The sequence below is a fragment of the Paraconexibacter antarcticus genome (genome assembly GCF_024220175.1).
In the GTDB taxonomy this organism is placed as follows: Bacteria; Actinomycetota; Thermoleophilia; order Solirubrobacterales; family Solirubrobacteraceae; genus Paraconexibacter; species Paraconexibacter antarcticus.
Genome location: NZ_CP098502.1, coordinates 3,800,181 through 3,817,374, shown reverse-complemented (window position 1 = coordinate 3,817,374; position 17,194 = coordinate 3,800,181). Strand labels below are relative to the sequence as shown.

At 69.7% G+C, this 17,194-nt stretch carries 19 protein-coding genes and 1 riboswitch; of the genes, 9 read left to right on the top strand and 10 right to left on the bottom strand.

The genetic code is table 11. From position 1 onward, the window contains the following. Positions 1–78: 78 nt before the first annotated feature. Positions 79–990, top strand: coding sequence for a peptidoglycan-binding domain-containing protein (locus NBH00_RS18630; protein ID WP_254570085.1), 912 nt, complete (start codon positions 79–81; stop codon positions 988–990). A gap of 93 nt (positions 991–1,083) precedes the next feature. Here the strand turns inward: NBH00_RS18630 and NBH00_RS18625 are convergent, their stop codons facing one another. Beyond that, on the bottom strand, positions 1,084–1,665 hold the full coding sequence (locus tag NBH00_RS18625; RefSeq protein ID WP_254570084.1) for a TetR/AcrR family transcriptional regulator: 582 nt from the start codon (positions 1,663–1,665) through the stop codon (positions 1,084–1,086). 94 nt (positions 1,666–1,759) lie between these two features. Here NBH00_RS18625 and NBH00_RS18620 point away from each other — a divergent pair, with 94 nt between their 5' ends. Continuing rightward, a complete protein-coding gene (locus NBH00_RS18620; RefSeq protein ID WP_254570083.1) occupies positions 1,760–2,935 on the top strand; it encodes a hypothetical protein in 1,176 nt (391 codons plus the stop codon). A gap of 18 nt (positions 2,936–2,953) precedes the next feature. Here the strand turns inward: NBH00_RS18620 and NBH00_RS18615 are convergent. Then, a protein-coding gene (locus NBH00_RS18615; protein ID WP_254573690.1) for an IS3 family transposase occupies positions 2,954–4,386 on the bottom strand; the annotation gives its coding sequence in 2 pieces (ribosomal slippage) (positions 2,954–4,038 and positions 4,038–4,386; 1,434 coding nt in all). Between the two features lie 534 nt (positions 4,387–4,920). Here NBH00_RS18615 and NBH00_RS18610 point away from each other — a divergent pair. Beyond that, entirely contained in the window at positions 4,921–5,232 is a 312-nt protein-coding gene (locus NBH00_RS18610; RefSeq protein WP_254570082.1) for a GlsB/YeaQ/YmgE family stress response membrane protein, read from the top strand. An 11-nt stretch (positions 5,233–5,243) separates the two neighbouring features. Here NBH00_RS18610 and NBH00_RS18605 read toward each other — a convergent pair whose 3' ends face one another. From NBH00_RS18605 to NBH00_RS18590, 4 genes are all read right to left on the bottom strand, one after another. Beyond that, on the bottom strand, positions 5,244–6,113 hold the full coding sequence (locus NBH00_RS18605; protein ID WP_254570081.1) for a M23 family metallopeptidase: 870 nt from the start codon (positions 6,111–6,113) through the stop codon (positions 5,244–5,246). Positions 6,114–6,115: 2 nt separating this feature from the next. Then, positions 6,116–6,265, bottom strand: a riboswitch (cyclic di-AMP (ydaO/yuaA leader). A 54-nt stretch (positions 6,266–6,319) separates the two neighbouring features. Further along, complete coding sequence (locus tag NBH00_RS18600; RefSeq protein WP_254570080.1) at positions 6,320–8,581, bottom strand: heavy metal translocating P-type ATPase; 2,262 nt, start codon at positions 8,579–8,581, stop codon at positions 6,320–6,322. Further along, positions 8,578–9,471 (bottom strand): DUF8832 domain-containing protein, encoded by an 894-nt coding sequence (locus NBH00_RS18595; protein ID WP_254570079.1) that lies wholly within the window; start codon positions 9,469–9,471, stop codon positions 8,578–8,580. The genes NBH00_RS18600 and NBH00_RS18595 overlap by 4 nt, the downstream gene beginning before the upstream one ends. After that, on the bottom strand, positions 9,468–9,671 hold the full coding sequence (locus NBH00_RS18590) for a heavy-metal-associated domain-containing protein (protein WP_254570078.1): 204 nt from the start codon (positions 9,669–9,671) through the stop codon (positions 9,468–9,470). The genes NBH00_RS18595 and NBH00_RS18590 overlap by 4 nt, the downstream gene beginning before the upstream one ends. A 206-nt stretch (positions 9,672–9,877) precedes the next feature. Between NBH00_RS18590 and NBH00_RS18585 the strand changes: the two genes are divergently transcribed. Genes NBH00_RS18585 through NBH00_RS18575 form a run of 3 tightly spaced genes read left to right on the top strand, consistent with a single transcriptional unit; the run spans position 9,878 to position 11,388 of the window. Continuing rightward, the gene (locus tag NBH00_RS18585; protein WP_254570077.1) at positions 9,878–10,177 is read left to right on the top strand and encodes a metal-sensitive transcriptional regulator; all 300 of its coding nucleotides are present in this window, start codon (positions 9,878–9,880) and stop codon (positions 10,175–10,177) included. Positions 10,178–10,234: 57 nt separating this feature from the next. Continuing rightward, the gene (locus tag NBH00_RS18580; protein ID WP_254570076.1) at positions 10,235–10,723 is read left to right on the top strand and encodes a DUF4396 domain-containing protein; all 489 of its coding nucleotides are present in this window, start codon (positions 10,235–10,237) and stop codon (positions 10,721–10,723) included. Between the two features lie 14 nt (positions 10,724–10,737). Beyond that, positions 10,738–11,388 (top strand): YHS domain-containing protein, encoded by a 651-nt coding sequence (locus NBH00_RS18575; protein WP_254570075.1) that lies wholly within the window; start codon positions 10,738–10,740, stop codon positions 11,386–11,388. Positions 11,389–11,424: 36 nt separating this feature from the next. On the opposite strand, the gene NBH00_RS18570 is transcribed toward NBH00_RS18575, so the two are convergent. The 3 genes from NBH00_RS18570 to NBH00_RS18560 form a co-directional block, all read right to left on the bottom strand. Further along, positions 11,425–11,595 (bottom strand): DUF1059 domain-containing protein, encoded by a 171-nt coding sequence (locus NBH00_RS18570; RefSeq protein ID WP_254570074.1) that lies wholly within the window; start codon positions 11,593–11,595, stop codon positions 11,425–11,427. Between the two features lie 55 nt (positions 11,596–11,650). Next, a complete protein-coding gene (locus NBH00_RS18565; RefSeq protein WP_254570073.1) occupies positions 11,651–12,028 on the bottom strand; it encodes a hypothetical protein in 378 nt (125 codons plus the stop codon). Positions 12,029–12,274: 246 nt separating this feature from the next. After that, entirely contained in the window at positions 12,275–13,762 is a 1,488-nt protein-coding gene (locus tag NBH00_RS18560) for a spermidine synthase (RefSeq protein ID WP_254570072.1), read from the bottom strand. A 240-nt stretch (positions 13,763–14,002) separates the two neighbouring features. Here NBH00_RS18560 and NBH00_RS18555 point away from each other — a divergent pair, with 240 nt between their 5' ends. Then, on the top strand, positions 14,003–14,476 hold the full coding sequence (locus NBH00_RS18555) for a DUF1360 domain-containing protein (protein ID WP_254570071.1): 474 nt from the start codon (positions 14,003–14,005) through the stop codon (positions 14,474–14,476). Here NBH00_RS18555 and NBH00_RS18550 read toward each other — a convergent pair. Beyond that, positions 14,439–15,871 (bottom strand): IS3 family transposase gene (locus NBH00_RS18550; RefSeq protein ID WP_254573690.1). Its coding sequence is split into 2 segments (ribosomal slippage): positions 14,439–15,523 and positions 15,523–15,871, totalling 1,434 coding nucleotides; the frame shifts between segments, so codons are not numbered across the junction. The two genes, NBH00_RS18555 and NBH00_RS18550, sit on opposite strands and share 38 nt — an antisense overlap. Before the next feature lie 68 nt (positions 15,872–15,939). Here NBH00_RS18550 and NBH00_RS18545 point away from each other — a divergent pair. Both NBH00_RS18545 and NBH00_RS18540 read left to right on the top strand, forming a co-directional pair. Further along, the gene (locus tag NBH00_RS18545) at positions 15,940–16,842 is read left to right on the top strand and encodes a DNA methyltransferase (RefSeq protein ID WP_302182756.1); all 903 of its coding nucleotides are present in this window, start codon (positions 15,940–15,942) and stop codon (positions 16,840–16,842) included. Then, the gene (locus NBH00_RS18540; RefSeq protein ID WP_254570069.1) at positions 16,839–17,150 is read left to right on the top strand and encodes a hypothetical protein; all 312 of its coding nucleotides are present in this window, start codon (positions 16,839–16,841) and stop codon (positions 17,148–17,150) included. The genes NBH00_RS18545 and NBH00_RS18540 overlap by 4 nt, the downstream gene beginning before the upstream one ends. The last annotated feature ends 44 nt before the right edge of the window (positions 17,151–17,194 follow it).

Sequence of the window (17,194 nt, the reverse complement as noted above, 5' to 3'; positions counted from 1 at the left end):
GTCCTTGTCATCCCGTCGGCGCAGGCCGCGTCGCGGCTCGGACAGCGATCGCTTCGTGTCGGGGATCGTGGCGCGGACGTGACGCAGCTGCAGCAGCTGCTGGTTCAGGCCGGGGTCGAGACAGCGGTCGACGGCCGTTTTGGGGACGCGACCCGGCAGGCGGTCCGGCGCTTCCAGAAGGCAGCCGGGCTGGAAGCCTCCGGTGCCGCGGGCAAGAAGACGATCGCCGCGCTACGCAGTGCCGCACCAAGCGGCGGCGCAGCGCGATACGGCGGGTCCGGCTCCGCCACCGGCTCGTCGAGCGCCAAGAGCCTCGGAGATCGCATCCCGCTGCGCCCAGGGATGAGCGGCCACGACGTGAAGGTGCTGCAGGACTTCCTCGGTCGTGCCGGCTTCACCGCCACCGTGGACGGCGAGTTCGGCGACGGAACGCTCACCGCGCTCAAAGCCTTCGAAGCGGCCAACACGCTGGCCGTCGACGAACTCGTTGATCGGGCGGACATCGACGTGCTGCGCGGGCTGGTCCGGGCCGGCGGCGGCGCCCGAGTTGGTGCCACGCCACCGACGCTCGGGCGGGGCATCACCGCAACCGTCGGCAGCGACGGCCTGGCGATCGCCCCGGCCGACGCCCCGGATGTCGTCAAGCGGATGATCGCCGCCGGCAACAAGATCGCGAAGACCCCGTACATCTATGGCGGCGGACACGCGAACTTCCCGAACGACAGAGGTTATGACTGCTCCGGGAGCATGAGCTACGTCTTGTGGGGAGGTGACTTGCTGGAGAACCCGCTGGTCTCAAGCGACTTCCCCTCGTGGGGTGACCCAGGCCCGGGGCAGTGGGTGACGCTGTACGGCAACACGGGGCACGCGTACATGGTGGTGGCCGGGCTGCGCTTCGACACGTCCGGCGTTGACAAGGACGGCAGCCGTTGGCACGCGTCCTCACGCTCGACGAGCGGGTACGGCGTCTCCCATCCGCCGGGGCTGTAGAAGCGCCGCGCGCCGACGGGCCACACACCCTGACTGGGCGCCGTGGTCAGGGGCTGTGGGCGGGCGTCGCTCGGTAGCCCTGCCGGACGGAGATCAATCGCGGACGGTACGTAGAACGCCATGCAGGACCGTCTCGCGGACGCTGGCAGCCGCCCGATCGGGGCCCCAGCGGTGACCGGTGCGCAGGTGGATGTATGACCAGCCGACGGTGTTGAACAACGCCGTGGCGACCTCAGCCGGATCCTCGGCTCGCAGCGACCCGTCGGCGCGACCGTCATCCAGGATGCGCTCGAGCGGTTCGGTGAAGACCGATCGCGTGGTGTCCACGTGGTCGCCCGGCTCGTGGAAGATCTCGTCGCTCTGCGCACCGAGCGCGACAAGCACGGCCATATGTCGTTCCGCCTGCTCGATGAGCACGTCGATCGCGCGATGTAGGCGCTCGGGGGGTGCTTGGTTGCTGATGAGCACCGGCCACATCGCGGCCTGATAGTCGGTGGTCGCCCGTTCGGCCAAGGCGGCGAGCAGCACGCGCTTGCTGATCCCCCGCCGGTGCAGGGTCACGCGTGAGACGCCGGCGGCTGCAGCAATCTGTTCGAGAGTGCAGCGCGCGTACCCGTGACGGGCGAACGCGTCGCGCGCGCCATCGAGCAGAGCCGTGGTCAACCCGCCGTTCATCTCGAAGAGCTTATAGCGTCGGGGTTGCACAAATGCAACATCTATGTTGCAATACCGCATCATGGATCAATCATTCGCAGTCGTCCTGCGAGTCATGCAAGCCAGCTTTCTGCTGGCCGCCGCGGTTGCTCTCGCCGGCGGCTACTGGGATGACGCGTGGCACACCGAACGCGGTCGGGACAGCTTCTTCATCGCGCCGCATCTCGCCATCTACGCGGGGATCGCGTCAGCGGGGTCTGCCCTCGCGGGCATCGCGTTTCAACGAGCCAGACGGGACGGCTGGCATCAAGCTCTCGCTGACCGCTCGCTCCGGCTCGCTGCTGTTGCGTTGGCCGCGACGATGGTCTCCGCTCCGATCGACAACGTCTGGCATGTGGCGTTCGGGCGCGATGCGGTGCTGTGGAGTCCTCCGCACATGCTAGGCATCGTCGGTGCGATGGGCTTGGCGTTTGCGATGCTGCTGCAGTCGCGCGACGGCACACGCGCGGGCACGGCGATGACCGCGTGCGCAGCATCTCTCGTGGTCGCTGCGGGAATGTTCACCGTCGCCGAGTACGAAACCGACGTGCCGCAGTTCGCGCCCGTGTGGTATCCGGTCGCCTTCGCCTTCGCGGCGTCCATCACGCTTGGGCTGGTCCGGACCGCGTGGCCGGCCAAGTCAGCGGCGACGGTCGCAGCCGGCGGCCACGCGATGTTCTTCCTGCTCGTGAGCCTTGCGGTGACCGCCGTCGGCTTTCGCTCACCGGCGTTGCCGTTGCTGATGGTGATCGGACCAGCCGTTGATCTCGCGGCCAGACGTGGTTGGAACACGATGAGGACAGCCACGGCGATCAGCATCTTGACGATGGCGTTCGTCGTCCCGGTGCGTCAGCGCTTCAATCATCTCGGCCGTGACGTGCCGGGCGCCGCGATGGCGCTCCCGCTCAGCTGGCTGGCGTCGATGGCCGGGCTGGCGCTCGCGGCGTGGCGGAAGCCGCGGATGCCCGCTGTTGGGAGGCTCGTGAGCGTGGCAGTGGTGATCTTTGCCGCGATCACCGGGAGCGCGTCTGCGCATGATCCGGGGCAGGGCACTCCTGCGGGCACGGTTCGCTGGCGGGCCGAGCTCCGCGGTCACGTGATTGCCGTGGATGTGGACACTCGGGCGCTGTGCCACGGCGTGCCGGGGCGGTTGGTCGCGCGCCGCGGCGGGCAGACGAGGTCGACGTCGCTGATGGCCGGGGGGTGTAGCCGGCACGCGACGCTGAGACTCGGAACCTGTCAAGCCGGATGAGACAGTGTCGGGGCGAATTTAGTGAGCGGCGGGCTCCTCGGGCTTGGGCTTGTTGATGTAGGCGGCGGTCGGCAGCGCGGGCGGTCGGGGCGGGTGCCGGACGAAGCGTTCGGGCGTGGCGGCGTAGGCCGCGTCGAGGACGGTGGTGCGGGCGGCGTGGACGGCCGGAGCGTGGCCGTGGTGGACGTCGTGTGGGGTCATCAGGCCGATGCCGGCGTGGCGGTGAGCGTGGTGGTACCAGCCGAAGAAGTCGCGGCAGAAGGCGCGGGCGTGGTCGATGTGGTCGAACCGTGCGGGGAACCCGGGCCGGTACTTCATCGTCTTGAACTGTGACTCGGAGTACGGGTTGTCCGTCGACGTGTACGGCCGGTTATGCGAGCGCAGGACGCCGAGGTCGGCGAGGAGGAACGCGACGGGCTTGGACGTCATCGCCGGGCCGCGGTCGGCGTGCACCGTCAACTGGCCACGGACGATGTTCTGTTGCTCGCACGCCTGGCCGATCAGCGCCTTGGCCAGGTGCGCGTTCTCGCGGTGCTGCACCGTCCAGCCGACGGCGTAGCGGCTGTAGACGTCGAGAATGACGTAGAGGTAGTAGTAGGTCCACTTCGCCGGACCCTTCAACTTCGAGATGTCCCAGGACCAAATCTCGTTCGGCCGCTCGGCGAGCAGTTCCGGTGCGGCGTAGGGCGGATGGGTCAGCTGCGCGCGGCGCTCGGTGACGCCGCCGTACTCGGCGGCGAGGATCCGGTACATCGTGCGCTGCGACGCAAGGTAGATCCCCTCATCCAGCAGCGTCGCCCAGACCTCGGCAGGGGAGGCGTCCTGAAAGCGCGGGCTGTGCAACTGCTCGAGCACCGCGGCACGCTCCTCATCCGACAGCGCCCGGCCGGGCCGCCTGCGCGGCACTGACGCGCGCGCGGGCGGCGGGCTGCGTCGGCGATACAACGACGCCCTGGACGCGCCGAGGGCGCGGCACGCGGGCAGGATGCCGACCAGCGGCTCGATCTCAATGACGGCCTGATCGATCATGATCGCGGCGGCTGCTCGTCGGTCTCCGGCGCGCTCTTGGCCAGCAGTTCTTCCAAGAGCGCGGAGACGTTTCCCTGCACCTCGATCACCCGACGCGCCGTCACCAGATCGGCCTGCGAGCGCTCCAGCTGGCGACGCAGCGCCGCGTTCTCCATCCGCTCGGCGCTCGGCGGCTTGGGGCCACGCTGGCGAGGCTCCAGCGCCCCGAGCGCGCCGCTGTCGCGGGCCCGCCGCCACTCCGTCAGCAGCGAGGAGTACAAGCCCTCGCGGCGCAGCACCTCGCCGATCTCGCCGGGCTTGGTGCACGCCTCGGCGGCGAGCACGATCTTCAGCTTGTACGCCGCGGTGAACCTGCGGCGCGTCGCCCGCGGCACGAGCTCGGGATCCGGGACCCCCACCAGCGACGACGCGCCGCCGGCGATGTGCCTACGCTCGCCTTCGGCTCCCTCCGGCACACCGCCGGCGGAACCCTCCAGCTCGTCCTTCATCCCTGCAGAGAACTGCGACACAACGCACGTCCGTTCTCGCCCTCAGGCTCAGTAAATACAACGGTAGAACCTGTCTCACGTCACCTTGGCAGAGAGGGACTTCCCGCGGCCGGTCGGTGGTTTGTCTATGTGCAGGCCGCAACACGACCTGGTGGGCTGGAAAGCTGGATACCGGTGGACGTTGAGAGCGATCGGCGGTATTCGTTGAGCCGGGTGGCGTACCGGCCGAGCCGAGCGCGCGGGGAGGCGGTGAAGTGGGCGGTGGGGGCGGCGCTTTATGGGGGAATCGCCGCCCTGCTCGTGGCGTTCGGCCAACTGGCGAGGCGTCCGGCCGAGACCGCGGAAGCGTGAAGCGCGGGGAGCTGGCGCTGACGCTACCGGCACAGGTCGCGCCGCCGGCTTGTCCCACCTGCCGGCGTACGTAGAGCGGCGGGTGGTGACCGCAGCAAATGGACGATCTTGTGCGCGGTGGATGCGCCGCGGCGGATCGGTCATGGTGCAGCCGTGTTGGCCGGTCTGGCGATAGCGCTGATCGCAGGTCTCAGCGCCCGCTGGTTGCTTCGAGTACCGCGCCCCGGAATCGTCGTCGCTGCGGCGTGCGGCGTCGTCGGCATGGTCATTGGCGCCCCGATCGTCCATGCGATCAGTGGTGAGCACGAGTTCCACGCCTTTCGGCCGGAGAGCTTCATCGCCGCCTTGCTCACTGCGCTTGTCTTGCTGCTGCTCTACCGGCGGATCAGCCGGCGCCCGGATGCTGGCGAGCGCAGGCTGTTCTCTTAGCGTGACGTCGCTCAGCTGTCAGCGGCACGGGCGTCCCAGCGCCGCAGCGCCGGCAGGGGATCGATGGCGTGACCGCCGCTGTACCAGCCCGGCGCCGTCCACAACTCGAAATGCAGATGGCAGCCGTTGGCGTCTCCGGTGTCACCGACCTCGCCGATCGGCTGCCCCGTCTCTACGCGCTGACCGGTGCTGACGAGCGCCGGCGCACGCATGTGCATGTACACCTCGCTCTGGCCGCTGCGATCGGTGATGACGGCGTAGTTGCCTGCTCGAGATTCGAACTTGGCCATGGTCACGGTGCCGCCGAGCGCGGCGACCATCGGAGTGCCGCAGGCGGCGAACAAGTCTTGACCTTTGTGATCGCGCGGGCCGCCGAAGTTGTTCGTGGCGGTCTGACCGAGGTCATGCTTCCCCTTGATCGGAAAGACGCCGTCGGCGATGCTCGCAGCAGCTGCCTCGTTACCGGAGGCTGCGACCATCGTGCCGCCCCGGGGGACACGGACCTTCAGCTTCGGGCCGTTGGCGCTGAGATCGCGGGCGACAACGCGAACCCTCCCGCTGTGAGCGTTCGCCGGGACGGTGACGGTGACCTCGCTGTCGCCGTCAGTCTTCGCGGCGGCAACGGCATCATCGCGACGTCCGTCGCGACCGAGGAACACGACGCGGGTCACCTCAGAAAGCGCTGATCCGGTGACGGTGAGCACCTCGCCCTGCCGGCAGATGTCGGTGTCGGGGCTACACGACAGCCGCGCGACCCGTGGCTTCTCGGGGGTGCCAAAGCCGCCGGGATTGGCCGCCTGTGCCGGCCCGGCACTCGTGGCGAGCCCGATGATCCCCGCGGCGGTCACCACGGCTCGCCGTACCACGTCTCCGTTGTTCATCCAGGTCCTCTGCTTTTCAGCCTGCGGGGTGAGCTGACGGGCTCGCGCGCGAGAGGTCGCGCGCTAGGACACCGACCTGGTGTCCATTCGCCCCAACAACATGGTTCCCCCGCTCCCGGGTTAGGTGGCCCGGGACTCGGCGTTTCCTACTGCGCGTAGGATCATAACATCGCTTCAGGCGACTCGCGGGTGAGCGCCCGCCCTGCTCAGGCGAAGGTAGCGTCGCGCTGCGGGCGGAAGGTGCGCAGCCGCAGCGAGTTGGAGACGACGAGCACTGAGCTGGCGGCCATCGCCGCGCCGGCGAGAACCGGGTTGAGGTAGCCGAGCGCGGCGGCCGGGATGAGCGCGGCGTTGTAGGCAAAGGCCCAGAACAGGTTGACCTTGATCGTCTTCAGGGTCCGGCGGGCGAGGCGGATCGCGTCGGTGGCGGCCCGCAGGTCGCCGGAGACGAGCGTCAGGTCGCTGGCCTCGATGGCGACGTCGGTGCCGGTGCCGATGGCCAGACCGAGGTCGGCCTGGGCGAGGGCCGGCGCGTCGTTGACGCCGTCGCCGACCATGGCGACGACGCGGCCCTCGGCCTGCAGGCGCTTGATCACGTCGACCTTGCCTGAGGGCAGCACCTCGGCGATCACCTCGTCGATACCGACCTGCGCAGCGATGGCTTCGGCGGTCGGCCGATTGTCACCGGTGAGCAGCACGGTCCGCAGGCCGAGCGCCTTCAGGCGGCGGATCGCCTCAGGGGAGGTCTCCTTGGGCGTGTCGGCGACGACGAGGACCGCGCGGGCGAGTCCGTCCCAGGCGACGACCACGGCGGTCCGGCCCTTGCGTTCGGCGGCGGTCTTCGCCTCGGCGAGCGGCCCGTCGAGAGCGACGGCCAATTCGGCGAGCAGGTCCTCGCGGCCGACCATGACGCCGTGGCCGTCGACCACGCCCTCCACGCCGAGGCCCTCGCGGTTGGTGAAGCCCTCGACCTGCGGCAGGGCGCCGGCCTCGGCCTGGGCGCCGGCGGCGATGGCCCGCGCGACGGGATGTTCGCTGGCGGCTTCGAGCGCGCCGGCGAGCCGCAGCACCTCTTCGCGGCTCTCGCCGTCGGCGACGTGGGCGTCGACGAGGACCATCTTGCCGGTCGTCACGGTGCCGGTCTTGTCGAGCACGATGGTGTCGACCCTGCGGGTGGACTCGAGCACCTCCGGTCCCTTGATGAGCAGGCCGAGCTGGGCGCCGCGGCCGGTGCCGACAAGCAGGGCGGTCGGGGTCGCGAGGCCGAGCGCGCAGGGGCACGCGATGATGAGGACGGCGACGGCGGCGGTGAAGGCGAAGGCTGACGACTCGCCGGCGCCGAGCCAGAAGCCCAGGGTGGCGGCGGCGATGACGAGGACGACGGGGACGAAGATCCCGGAGATGCGGTCGGCGAGCCGCTGCACCGGGGCCTTGCCGGTCTGCGCGTCGGTGACGAGCTTGGCGATCTGGGCCAGGGCGGTGTCAGCGCCGACCTTTGTGGCGCGGACAACGAGCCGGCCGCCGACGTTGACCGTCGCTCCGACGACCTGGTCGCCCGGGTGCTTTTCGACCGGGATCGATTCGCCCGTCAGCAGCGACTGGTCCACGGCGCTGGTGCCGGTCTCCACGACGCCGTCGGTGGCGACCTTCTCGCCGGGCCGCACCACGAAGCGCATGCCGGCGGTGAGCTGCTCGACGGGGATGCGGCGCTCGGTGTCGTCCTCGCCGAGGACGGCGACGTCCTTGGCGCCGAGCGCGAGGAGCGCCTCGAGGGCGGCGCCTGCGCGCCGCTTGGCGCGGGCCTCGAAGTAGCGGCCGGCGAGGATGAAGGTGATGACAACGCCGGCGACCTCGAAGTACACGTGGTCAAGCGACGCGGAGCGGTCCGGGATGAGGTCAAAGCCCATCGTCATGCCGGTCATGCCCGCGTCACCCAGGAAGAGCGCGACGACCGACCAGGTCCAAGCGGCGAGGGTGCCGACGGAAATGAGCGTGTCCATTGTCGCCGTGGCGTGCCGGGCGTTGGCCCATGCGGCCCGGTGGAATGGCCAGCCGGCCCACAGGACGACGGGGGTGGCGAGGTTCCACGCCAGCCACTGCCAGTTGTCGAACTGCAGCGCCGGGATCATCGACAGGAGGAGAACTGGCAGGGACAGGATGGCGCTGACCGTCAAGCGGGTGCGCAGGTCGCGCAGCTGGCGAACTGAGGCGTCCTCGGCGGGCGTGTCATCGGCCTCACCGGGCGCGGCGGGCAGCGTGGCGTCATACCCGGCGGCCCGCACGGTGTCCAGCAGTTCGTCGGGCGTCACCGTCTCGGGGTCGTAGGTGACGGCCGCCTTTTCGGTGGCGTAGTTCACGGTGGCCTGCACGCCGTCGAGCTTGTTGAGCTTGCGCTCGATGCGGTTCGCGCACGAGGCGCAGGTCATCCCGGTGATGGGAAGCTCGACCTGATCGGTGGTGGTCGTCATGTCGTTGACTCCTGGGTGAAAGCAGCGGTGTGGACGCGGCCGTCGAGGCGGAACTGCACCCACAGCCGGTACATACCTGCGGAAGGCAGTTCGGCCTCGAAGGCCAACTGGTCGCCGTGAGGGTGGGTGTGCAGGTACGCCAGATCGCCGGCCCGCAGCGTCACCAGGTGACCCTTGGCGCCAAGGTAGGGCTGCAGCTCGGCGTCGACCGAGCGGCCACCGCGGCGGACGGAGAACGCGAACTGGTCACCGTCACGGCGCAGCGTGACCTGCAGGCCGCTGTCGGTCTGCGCCACAGCGGCGGGCGCCGGAATGGGCTCGGGCCGGAAGTCACCGGGGACGTGCAGGTCGGCGCCCAGCGTGCGCTTGCCGTCGGCGGTGCGGAAGTCGGCGAAGACCCGGTAGGTGCCGGGGCGGGGCAGGTCGACCTTGGCTCGCCAGGTCCCCGCTGCGTCCATCACCGGGTGCAGGTGCTGGAAGCCACGAAGGTCACGGCGGACGACGATGAGGTGCATTCGCTTGGCGTGCTCGACGTCGAACGCGCGGACCGGCGCGCCGTCCTCCCTCACGATCTTACAGGCGACCGTGGTACGGCCGGCCGCGGCGGTGCGGTCGCTGAGAAGCACGAGGCGCAGGCCCGCCTCTACCACCGACAGGCCAGGCACGGCCTCGGCGCCGGTCGCCGTCTCGAGCTCGCTCGAGGCGGCACTGGTGTGGTCGCCCCCGCCGGCCATGGCGTCGTGCTGGCCCGACGCCTGCTGTTCGGTGGGTGCGGGCGAGTCGGTGCTCGCGCCGCTGGGGTCGACAGCGCCGCCGAGCAGCGCCGCGGTCCCGAAGGCCGCGACGAGCAGGGCGACGAAGGCCGCCAAGCGCGCCGGCGCCGAGGTCATCCGACGACCTCGTACCCGGCATCGGCGACGGCCGCGCGCACGGCGCTCGGCTCGGCGCTGCCGGTGACGACGAGCTGGCCGGAAGCGAGGTCGACCTGGACGTCTTCGACACCGGCGAGCTCCGAGACCTCCTCACGCACAGAGGCGACGCAGTGCTGGCAGGTCATGCCGGAGACGGTGAAGACGGAGGGGGCGGACATGAGCGGAGAACTCCTCGGGTACGGGGTGGGGGTATATGACGACCGTAGCACTCATTTCGGTATACCCACAAGGGGTATTCGTTCAAGCGACTCGAGCCGCCCATGCGTGGCTGTGCGCGCTCGGGCCAACGGACGCTCTAGCGGTGCCACCTTGCCCTGCAGGCTTGCGCTTGCATACCCCCGTGGGGTACTGCTAGGGTCTCCATATGGCCGCCTCTACTCCCACCTCTGAACCCCGCGGGTACTCCGCCACGAAGGACAAGCTGCAGACTCGGCTGCGTCGCATCGAGGGTCAGGTCCGCGGCATCCAGGGGATGGTGGAGGAGGACCGCTACTGCATCGACGTCCTTACTCAGATCAGTGCGATTCAGGCCGCACTGGACAAGGTCGCTCTTGGTCTGCTCGACGAGCACGCTCGTCACTGCATCCTCGGTGGCCCACAGGACAAGCAGACCGACCGCACCGACGAGATGATGGCCGCCGTCGCGCGGCTGATGAAGCGCTGACGCCAACCCCCCTCGGGTCGCTGCGCGCACCCATCCTTCCCCGAAGGAGAATCCCCCATGTCCACACACGCCCACGCTGAGAGCCCACAAGGCCTCAACCGCCTCGCCTTCAGCGCCACCGTCCACTGCCTCACCGGCTGCGCCATCGGCGAGGTGCTTGGCATGATCATTGGCACCGCCTTGGGCTGGTCGAACCTCGCCACCGTCGCGCTGGCCGTCGGCCTGGCCTTCTTCTTCGGCTACCTGCTGACGAGTCTGCCGCTACTGCGCTCGGGCCTCGCGCTGTCGGCCGTCGTGCCGCTGGCCCTCGCTTCGGACACCATCTCCATCGCGATCATGGAGGTCATCGACAACACGATGATGCTGCTGATCCCCGGCGTCATGGATCAGCACGCCACCGACCCCGGGTTCTACGCCGCCCTCTCTGGCTCGCTGCTCATCGCCGGCACCTTCGCCTTCCCGGCCAACCGCTGGCTCATCGGCCGCGGCAAGGGTCACGCCGTCGTCCACGAGCGCCATGGGCACGGCAACCCCGCGCACGCCTGAGGCTGATGGTCGGCGTGCAGCACACCTTCGTCATCTGCGACCTCGCCGGCTTCACCGCCATGACCGAAGCGCACGGCGACGATCACGCCGCCGACATCGCCGAGGCGTTCATCGCCGACGTCCGAGCGATGTTGCCCACCCATGAAGCCCGCGAGGTCAAGACCATGGGCGACGCGGTCCTGCTGCACCTCGCAGACGCCAGCCGCGCCGTCTGCCTGGCCCGCTGCGCGGTCGGCGAGCTCGGTGCCCGGCACGCTCAGCTGAGCGTCCGCGTCGGCCTGCACACCGGCCCGGCCGTCCAGCGCGCCGGCGACTGGTTCGGCGCGGCCGTCAACATCGCCGCCCGCGTGGCCGCGCTGGCCGGACCCGACGAGGCGCTCACGACCGCCGCGACCGCCGCCGCCTGCACGGCCGGAGAGCGTGAGGGTCTTACCTCTCTCGGCCCGACCGCGCTGCGCAACGTCGCCGCTCCCGTTGAGCTCTACCGGCTGCAGGTCGACCGCGGCCCCGACCGCCTGCACCGCGACCCCGTCTGCCGCATGGCGGTCGATCCCTCAGAGGCACCAGCCTCCGTGCAGCACGAAGGCCAGGCAGTGCACTTCTGCTCGGCAGCCTGCGCGGAGAGCTTTCGGGTGCACCCTGAACTCTACGCTGAGCGGCGCTGAGCTCCTGGGCGGGCTTGATCTGTGTCTTCCAGCCCGTCAGCTTGCGCTATCACCTCGCTGGCGGATCACCGCCAGCACCTGCTCTCGCGACGGGCGATGCCCGGCGGCGTGCGTCTCGGCGACGTGCTGCTGCACGACGGTGACCAGCGCGTCCTCATCCTTGCCGCTCAAGGTGACGCCGCAGCCCTTGCAGATGGTGTTGAGCATCCAACCAAGGTACCCGGACGGAGGGGTCGGCCTCGCTCGCGTACTTCGACGATGATCACCAACCGTGCGCGGGCTCAGGGCAAGACAGCAAGCCGCGGAGGCGCACGTACAAACTGGTGAGAAGCATCGTGATGCTGAACATCCCGAGAGCCGGCTGAACAGGAGCCCAATAGCTGAGGGCACCACTGACGCCGACGACCGCCACGACAAGTTGGTTGCAGACGGGGCACCCGACCGCGAACGCTGAAAGCAACGTCGCACCAAGCGTCCGACCCGAGCGGTCGGGCAACGTCGTCGCCGATCCACCAGCACGAACATAGGTCGCGGCGACGAGCCCGATGAGCACCGCGGAGACTGCCCACACCGGATAGTCCCACCAGGTCACCGGCGTCATCCGCGTGTAGAACTCCGTGCGAACGATCCCGGTCGGCACCCCTATGACAAGCCCGGCAGCCGCACCGGCGAGCGCAGCGACGACCCATCGACGCAGCGGCCAAGACGCCAGACTTCCCACACTCGTCCGAACATCTTGCAGCGAGCGAGGGAGGAGAGCAGCGGAACCGTTCACGGCGGGATCCTACCGCGTCTCCTACGCGCCGTCGGACACTGCAGGGCGGCGGCCCGTGAGGCAGGTGCCCGCGTCCCGACCGTCGTGATGCCAGGCAAGGTGCCCACATGCTCAGCGATGACCCTCGGCGGCGACCTGCACGATCGACGCGTCGACCAGCCACTCGACCGGTGCCACGTCGTCCGTGTAGACCTGGCCACCGTCCAGCTTGGCGGCCAGGCGGGCCGAAGTGGCGCGGGCGATCGGGCGCAACGGCGGGGGGAGCGTCCCCGGGGCCCGGGCGGCTCGCGTCAACAACGCGGAGGACGCCACGGCATGACTCGCCAGGAGCATGGTGTTGACCGGTTGGGAAGGGTCACGCAGTACCGAGCCGAAGACGCGGCTCAGGGTCGCGGACAGGACTTTCTCCAGGCCGTCGGAGCCATCAGGGTGGCCCACGTTGACGATGACCGAGCCGCCGGGGTTGAGACGGTCGCTGACGAGGCGAAAGAACTCGACGGTGGACAGGTAGAACGGGACGTACGGCTGGCGGTAGGCATCGACGATGATCAGGTCCCATTTGCCTCGGTTCCGTCGCAGGAACGGCCGAGCATCGGCCGTGTGCAGGCGGAGGCGCGGCGACGGTCGAAGCCCGAAGAACCTGCGGCCCACCCCGCTCAGAGCGCGGTCGATCTCCACGCCGTCGACGATGGTCTGCGGGAAGAAGTGGTTGTAAGCACGAGCGGTGGTGCCGGCAGCGTTGCCGAGGACCGCGACTGACCGCGGCGGTCGCCCAGCCTGCACGGTGAACGGCAGCACGAGCATCTCGTCCCAGTAGTTCCCGGTCAACCACTCACCGGGCGAGTACACGCTATGAACCGCCTGGCCCTCGTTGAGCTCGAGGCGCCGCAGGCCGTCGTCCGTCTGCACGACCCGCGCGTACTGGTATTCGCTTTCGCGCTCCCAGATGACCCGGCCGGTGCTCGACGTCTTGATCGTGCCGACCGGTACCGCGATCAGCCCGACGAGGAGCAAAGGGACGACGGCGACAGCGAGTCGGCGCAGACCAAGAGCACCGACCAGTGCCAGTGCGGCGGCGAAGCATAGGAAGGTGCGGCGGGTGCCGAGAAAAGGCACGAGCACCAACGCCGCCAGAAACACCCCGGCAAGGGAGCCGAGCGTCGACAGGGCGTAGAGGCGTCCCGCTACGGCACCCGCGTCGCGGACCGTCGTCACGCGGAGACGGATCGCATACGGCGAGACAGCACCTAGCAGCATGATCGGGGCAGCGATGAGCACCAGCACTCCGAGCAACGAGCCGACGAAAGCCCCGGCGCTGACGTTGTCAAGAGCGCTGACACTCGTCCGCAGGAACGGTCCAGAGACGAACGGCACGATCGCCAGGAGCACGGCGGCGAGCAGAACGAGCTTGGAGAGTCCCTCAGGAGTGGGGTCCCGGTCGGCAAAACGCCCTCCGACGAGGTAGCCGGCGCTGAGCGAGACGAGGACCGTGGCGATGGTATTCGCCCACACGATCGTCGAGGCGCCGAACCAGGGCGCCATGAGCCGAGCGGCGGCGATCTCGGCACCCAGCGACGAGGCACCCACGACGATCACCACGAGCTCTACGGAGACCCAGCTGCGGGGCCCGAGGGACGCGGCGCCCTCGTGGGACGGAGCAGCGTCGAGAGCGGGCACAGCTCGACTGTACCGCTTCTCTTACGAGCTGTAGGGGTATGGCAGCTCGACCCGGGCTCCGGTCGCCAACTCCTACAGCACGTAGTACCCTGGCCTGCTGAGATGTCCGGCACCGGCGAACCACCACGCTCTCGCGCGCGAGCAGGCGACTACGCAGCCGTGATGAGCGTGTTCTCTGCGGCGCTTGCGGTTCACGCAAGGACGGTGGCCGGGCGTCGACGGGCCCCCGTGGAGACGCCGATGGACGCGGTGCTGCTCGCGCTCGCGACGTTTGCGATCGCTGATGTTGTCGCTCACGAGCGCATCGCGCATTTCGTACGCGAGCCGTTCGTCACCGATACGGCCGATGACCATGGCGGCAAGGCCAAGGGCGAGGGCATGCGCTTCGTCATCGGCGAGCTGCTGACCTGCTCACGATGCATGGGTTCGTGGTCGGCGCTCGGCCTGGCGAGTCTCAGCGCGATCTCGCCTGTCGGCGGGCGAGCGGTCATCAGCGTGTTCGCGGCCGCCGGCGCGAACGACCTCCTGCAGGCCACGTTCAAGGCAACGGCCGCGGCCCGGAACCTGTCAAGCCGGATGAGACAGTGTCGGGGCGAATTTAGTGAGCGGCGGGCTCCTCGGGCTTGGGCTTGTTGATGTAGGCGGCGGTCGGCAGCGCGGGCGGTCGGGGCGGGTGCCGGACGAAGCGTTCGGGCGTGGCGGCGTAGGCCGCGTCGAGGACGGTGGTGCGGGCGGCGTGGACGGCCGGAGCGTGGCCGTGGTGGACGTCGTGTGGGGTCATCAGGCCGATGCCGGCGTGGCGGTGAGCGTGGTGGTACCAGCCGAAGAAGTCGCGGCAGAAGGCGCGGGCGTGGTCGATGTGGTCGAACCGTGCGGGGAACCCGGGCCGGTACTTCATCGTCTTGAACTGTGACTCGGAGTACGGGTTGTCCGTCGACGTGTACGGCCGGTTATGCGAGCGCAGGACGCCGAGGTCGGCGAGGAGGAACGCGACGGGCTTGGACGTCATCGCCGGGCCGCGGTCGGCGTGCACCGTCAACTGGCCACGGACGATGTTCTGTTGCTCGCACGCCTGGCCGATCAGCGCCTTGGCCAGGTGCGCGTTCTCGCGGTGCTGCACCGTCCAGCCGACGGCGTAGCGGCTGTAGACGTCGAGAATGACGTAGAGGTAGTAGTAGGTCCACTTCGCCGGACCCTTCAACTTCGAGATGTCCCAGGACCAAATCTCGTTCGGCCGCTCGGCGAGCAGTTCCGGTGCGGCGTAGGGCGGATGGGTCAGCTGCGCGCGGCGCTCGGTGACGCCGCCGTACTCGGCGGCGAGGATCCGGTACATCGTGCGCTGCGACGCAAGGTAGATCCCCTCATCCAGCAGCGTCGCCCAGACCTCGGCAGGGGAGGCGTCCTGAAAGCGCGGGCTGTGCAACTGCTCGAGCACCGCGGCACGCTCCTCATCCGACAGCGCCCGGCCGGGCCGCCTGCGCGGCACTGACGCGCGCGCGGGCGGCGGGCTGCGTCGGCGATACAACGACGCCCTGGACGCGCCGAGGGCGCGGCACGCGGGCAGGATGCCGACCAGCGGCTCGATCTCAATGACGGCCTGATCGATCATGATCGCGGCGGCTGCTCGTCGGTCTCCGGCGCGCTCTTGGCCAGCAGTTCTTCCAAGAGCGCGGAGACGTTTCCCTGCACCTCGATCACCCGACGCGCCGTCACCAGATCGGCCTGCGAGCGCTCCAGCTGGCGACGCAGCGCCGCGTTCTCCATCCGCTCGGCGCTCGGCGGCTTGGGGCCACGCTGGCGAGGCTCCAGCGCCCCGAGCGCGCCGCTGTCGCGGGCCCGCCGCCACTCCGTCAGCAGCGAGGAGTACAAGCCCTCGCGGCGCAGCACCTCGCCGATCTCGCCGGGCTTGGTGCACGCCTCGGCGGCGAGCACGATCTTCAGCTTGTACGCCGCGGTGAACCTGCGGCGCGTCGCCCGCGGCACGAGCTCGGGATCCGGGACCCCCACCAGCGACGACGCGCCGCCGGCGATGTGCCTACGCTCGCCTTCGGCTCCCTCCGGCACACCGCCGGCGGAACCCTCCAGCTCGTCCTTCATCCCTGCAGGGAACTGCGACACAACGCACGTCCGTTCTCGCCCTCAGGCTCAGTAAATACAACGGTAGAACCTGTCTCACGTCACCTTGGCAGAGAGGGAAGCCCGGCGGCCACGTGGCGTGCTTCGCCGCACCGCGCATGACGCATCGCCTTACCTCGGGCCTTGAAGACGCGGGCCTGGAGATCCGCGATGTCCTCATGTGGCTGTACGGCAGCGGCATGCCGAAATCCCGGCGGCTCCCCGGTGGCCGGGGTACCGCGCTGAAACCAGCGTATGAGCCGATCGTCCTGGCCCGTACCCCGATGGCCGGTACGACCGCCGCAACGGCCGACAGGTGGGGGACAGGGGTCTTGAACACCGAGGCCTGCGCGATCCCCGACCCCACCACGTCCACGGCGGTGGTGCGGTGGCCGGCGAACGTCTGCCTGACCCACCAGCCCGGCTGCCGGCTGGGCGGTTGCGCGAGGGGGTGCGCGGTCGCGGGGCTTGACCGGCACACGGGGCGGGTGCGGCCCAGCCGCTTCTTCTACTGCTCCAAAGCCTCACGCCGCGAACGCGACGCCGGCTGCCAGCAGCTCCCCGCCCGGACCCTTGACCTCTTCCCCTCTTCCGCCGGCCGCTCACGACGGCAGGTCCGAAATCCCCATCCGACGGTGAAGCCGATTGAGCTGATGCGATGGCTCACCCGCCTCATCACCCCACCCGGCGGAGTCGTCCTGGATCCGTTCTGTGGATCGGGATCGACCGGCTGCGCGGCGGTCCTTGAGGACCGACAGTTCATCGGGATCGAACGCGACCCCGACCACGCGAAGGTCGCCCGCGCCCGCATCACCCACCACCACCAGCCGCGGCCCGCGCCAGCCGCACCCCCGACCATCGCGCTCGCCACCACGGGGCCGGCATGACCCCCGCCGGCCCCCGCACGATCAGCATCCAGATCCCTGAAGAGTTGCTGGCTGAGATCGCCGGGCTCGCCGCGGAGATCCTCACCACCCAGCTCGCCAACGCTCCCGCCGACACTCACGGGGAGCGGCCGGATGGGTACCTGCCGCCGGCCCGGGCGGCGGCGTACCTCGGCGTCTCGCGCCAGCGGATCCATCAACTCACCAGCGGCCGCGCGCTGTGTCCGGACGGGCGCGACGGGCGCACCCCGCTCTACACCCGCCAGACCCTGGACCGGTACGTGCGCGAGTGCGCGGGACGCCGGCGATGACGCTGACACCCGACTCGCTTCCGCGGCGGTGTCGAGCTACGTTC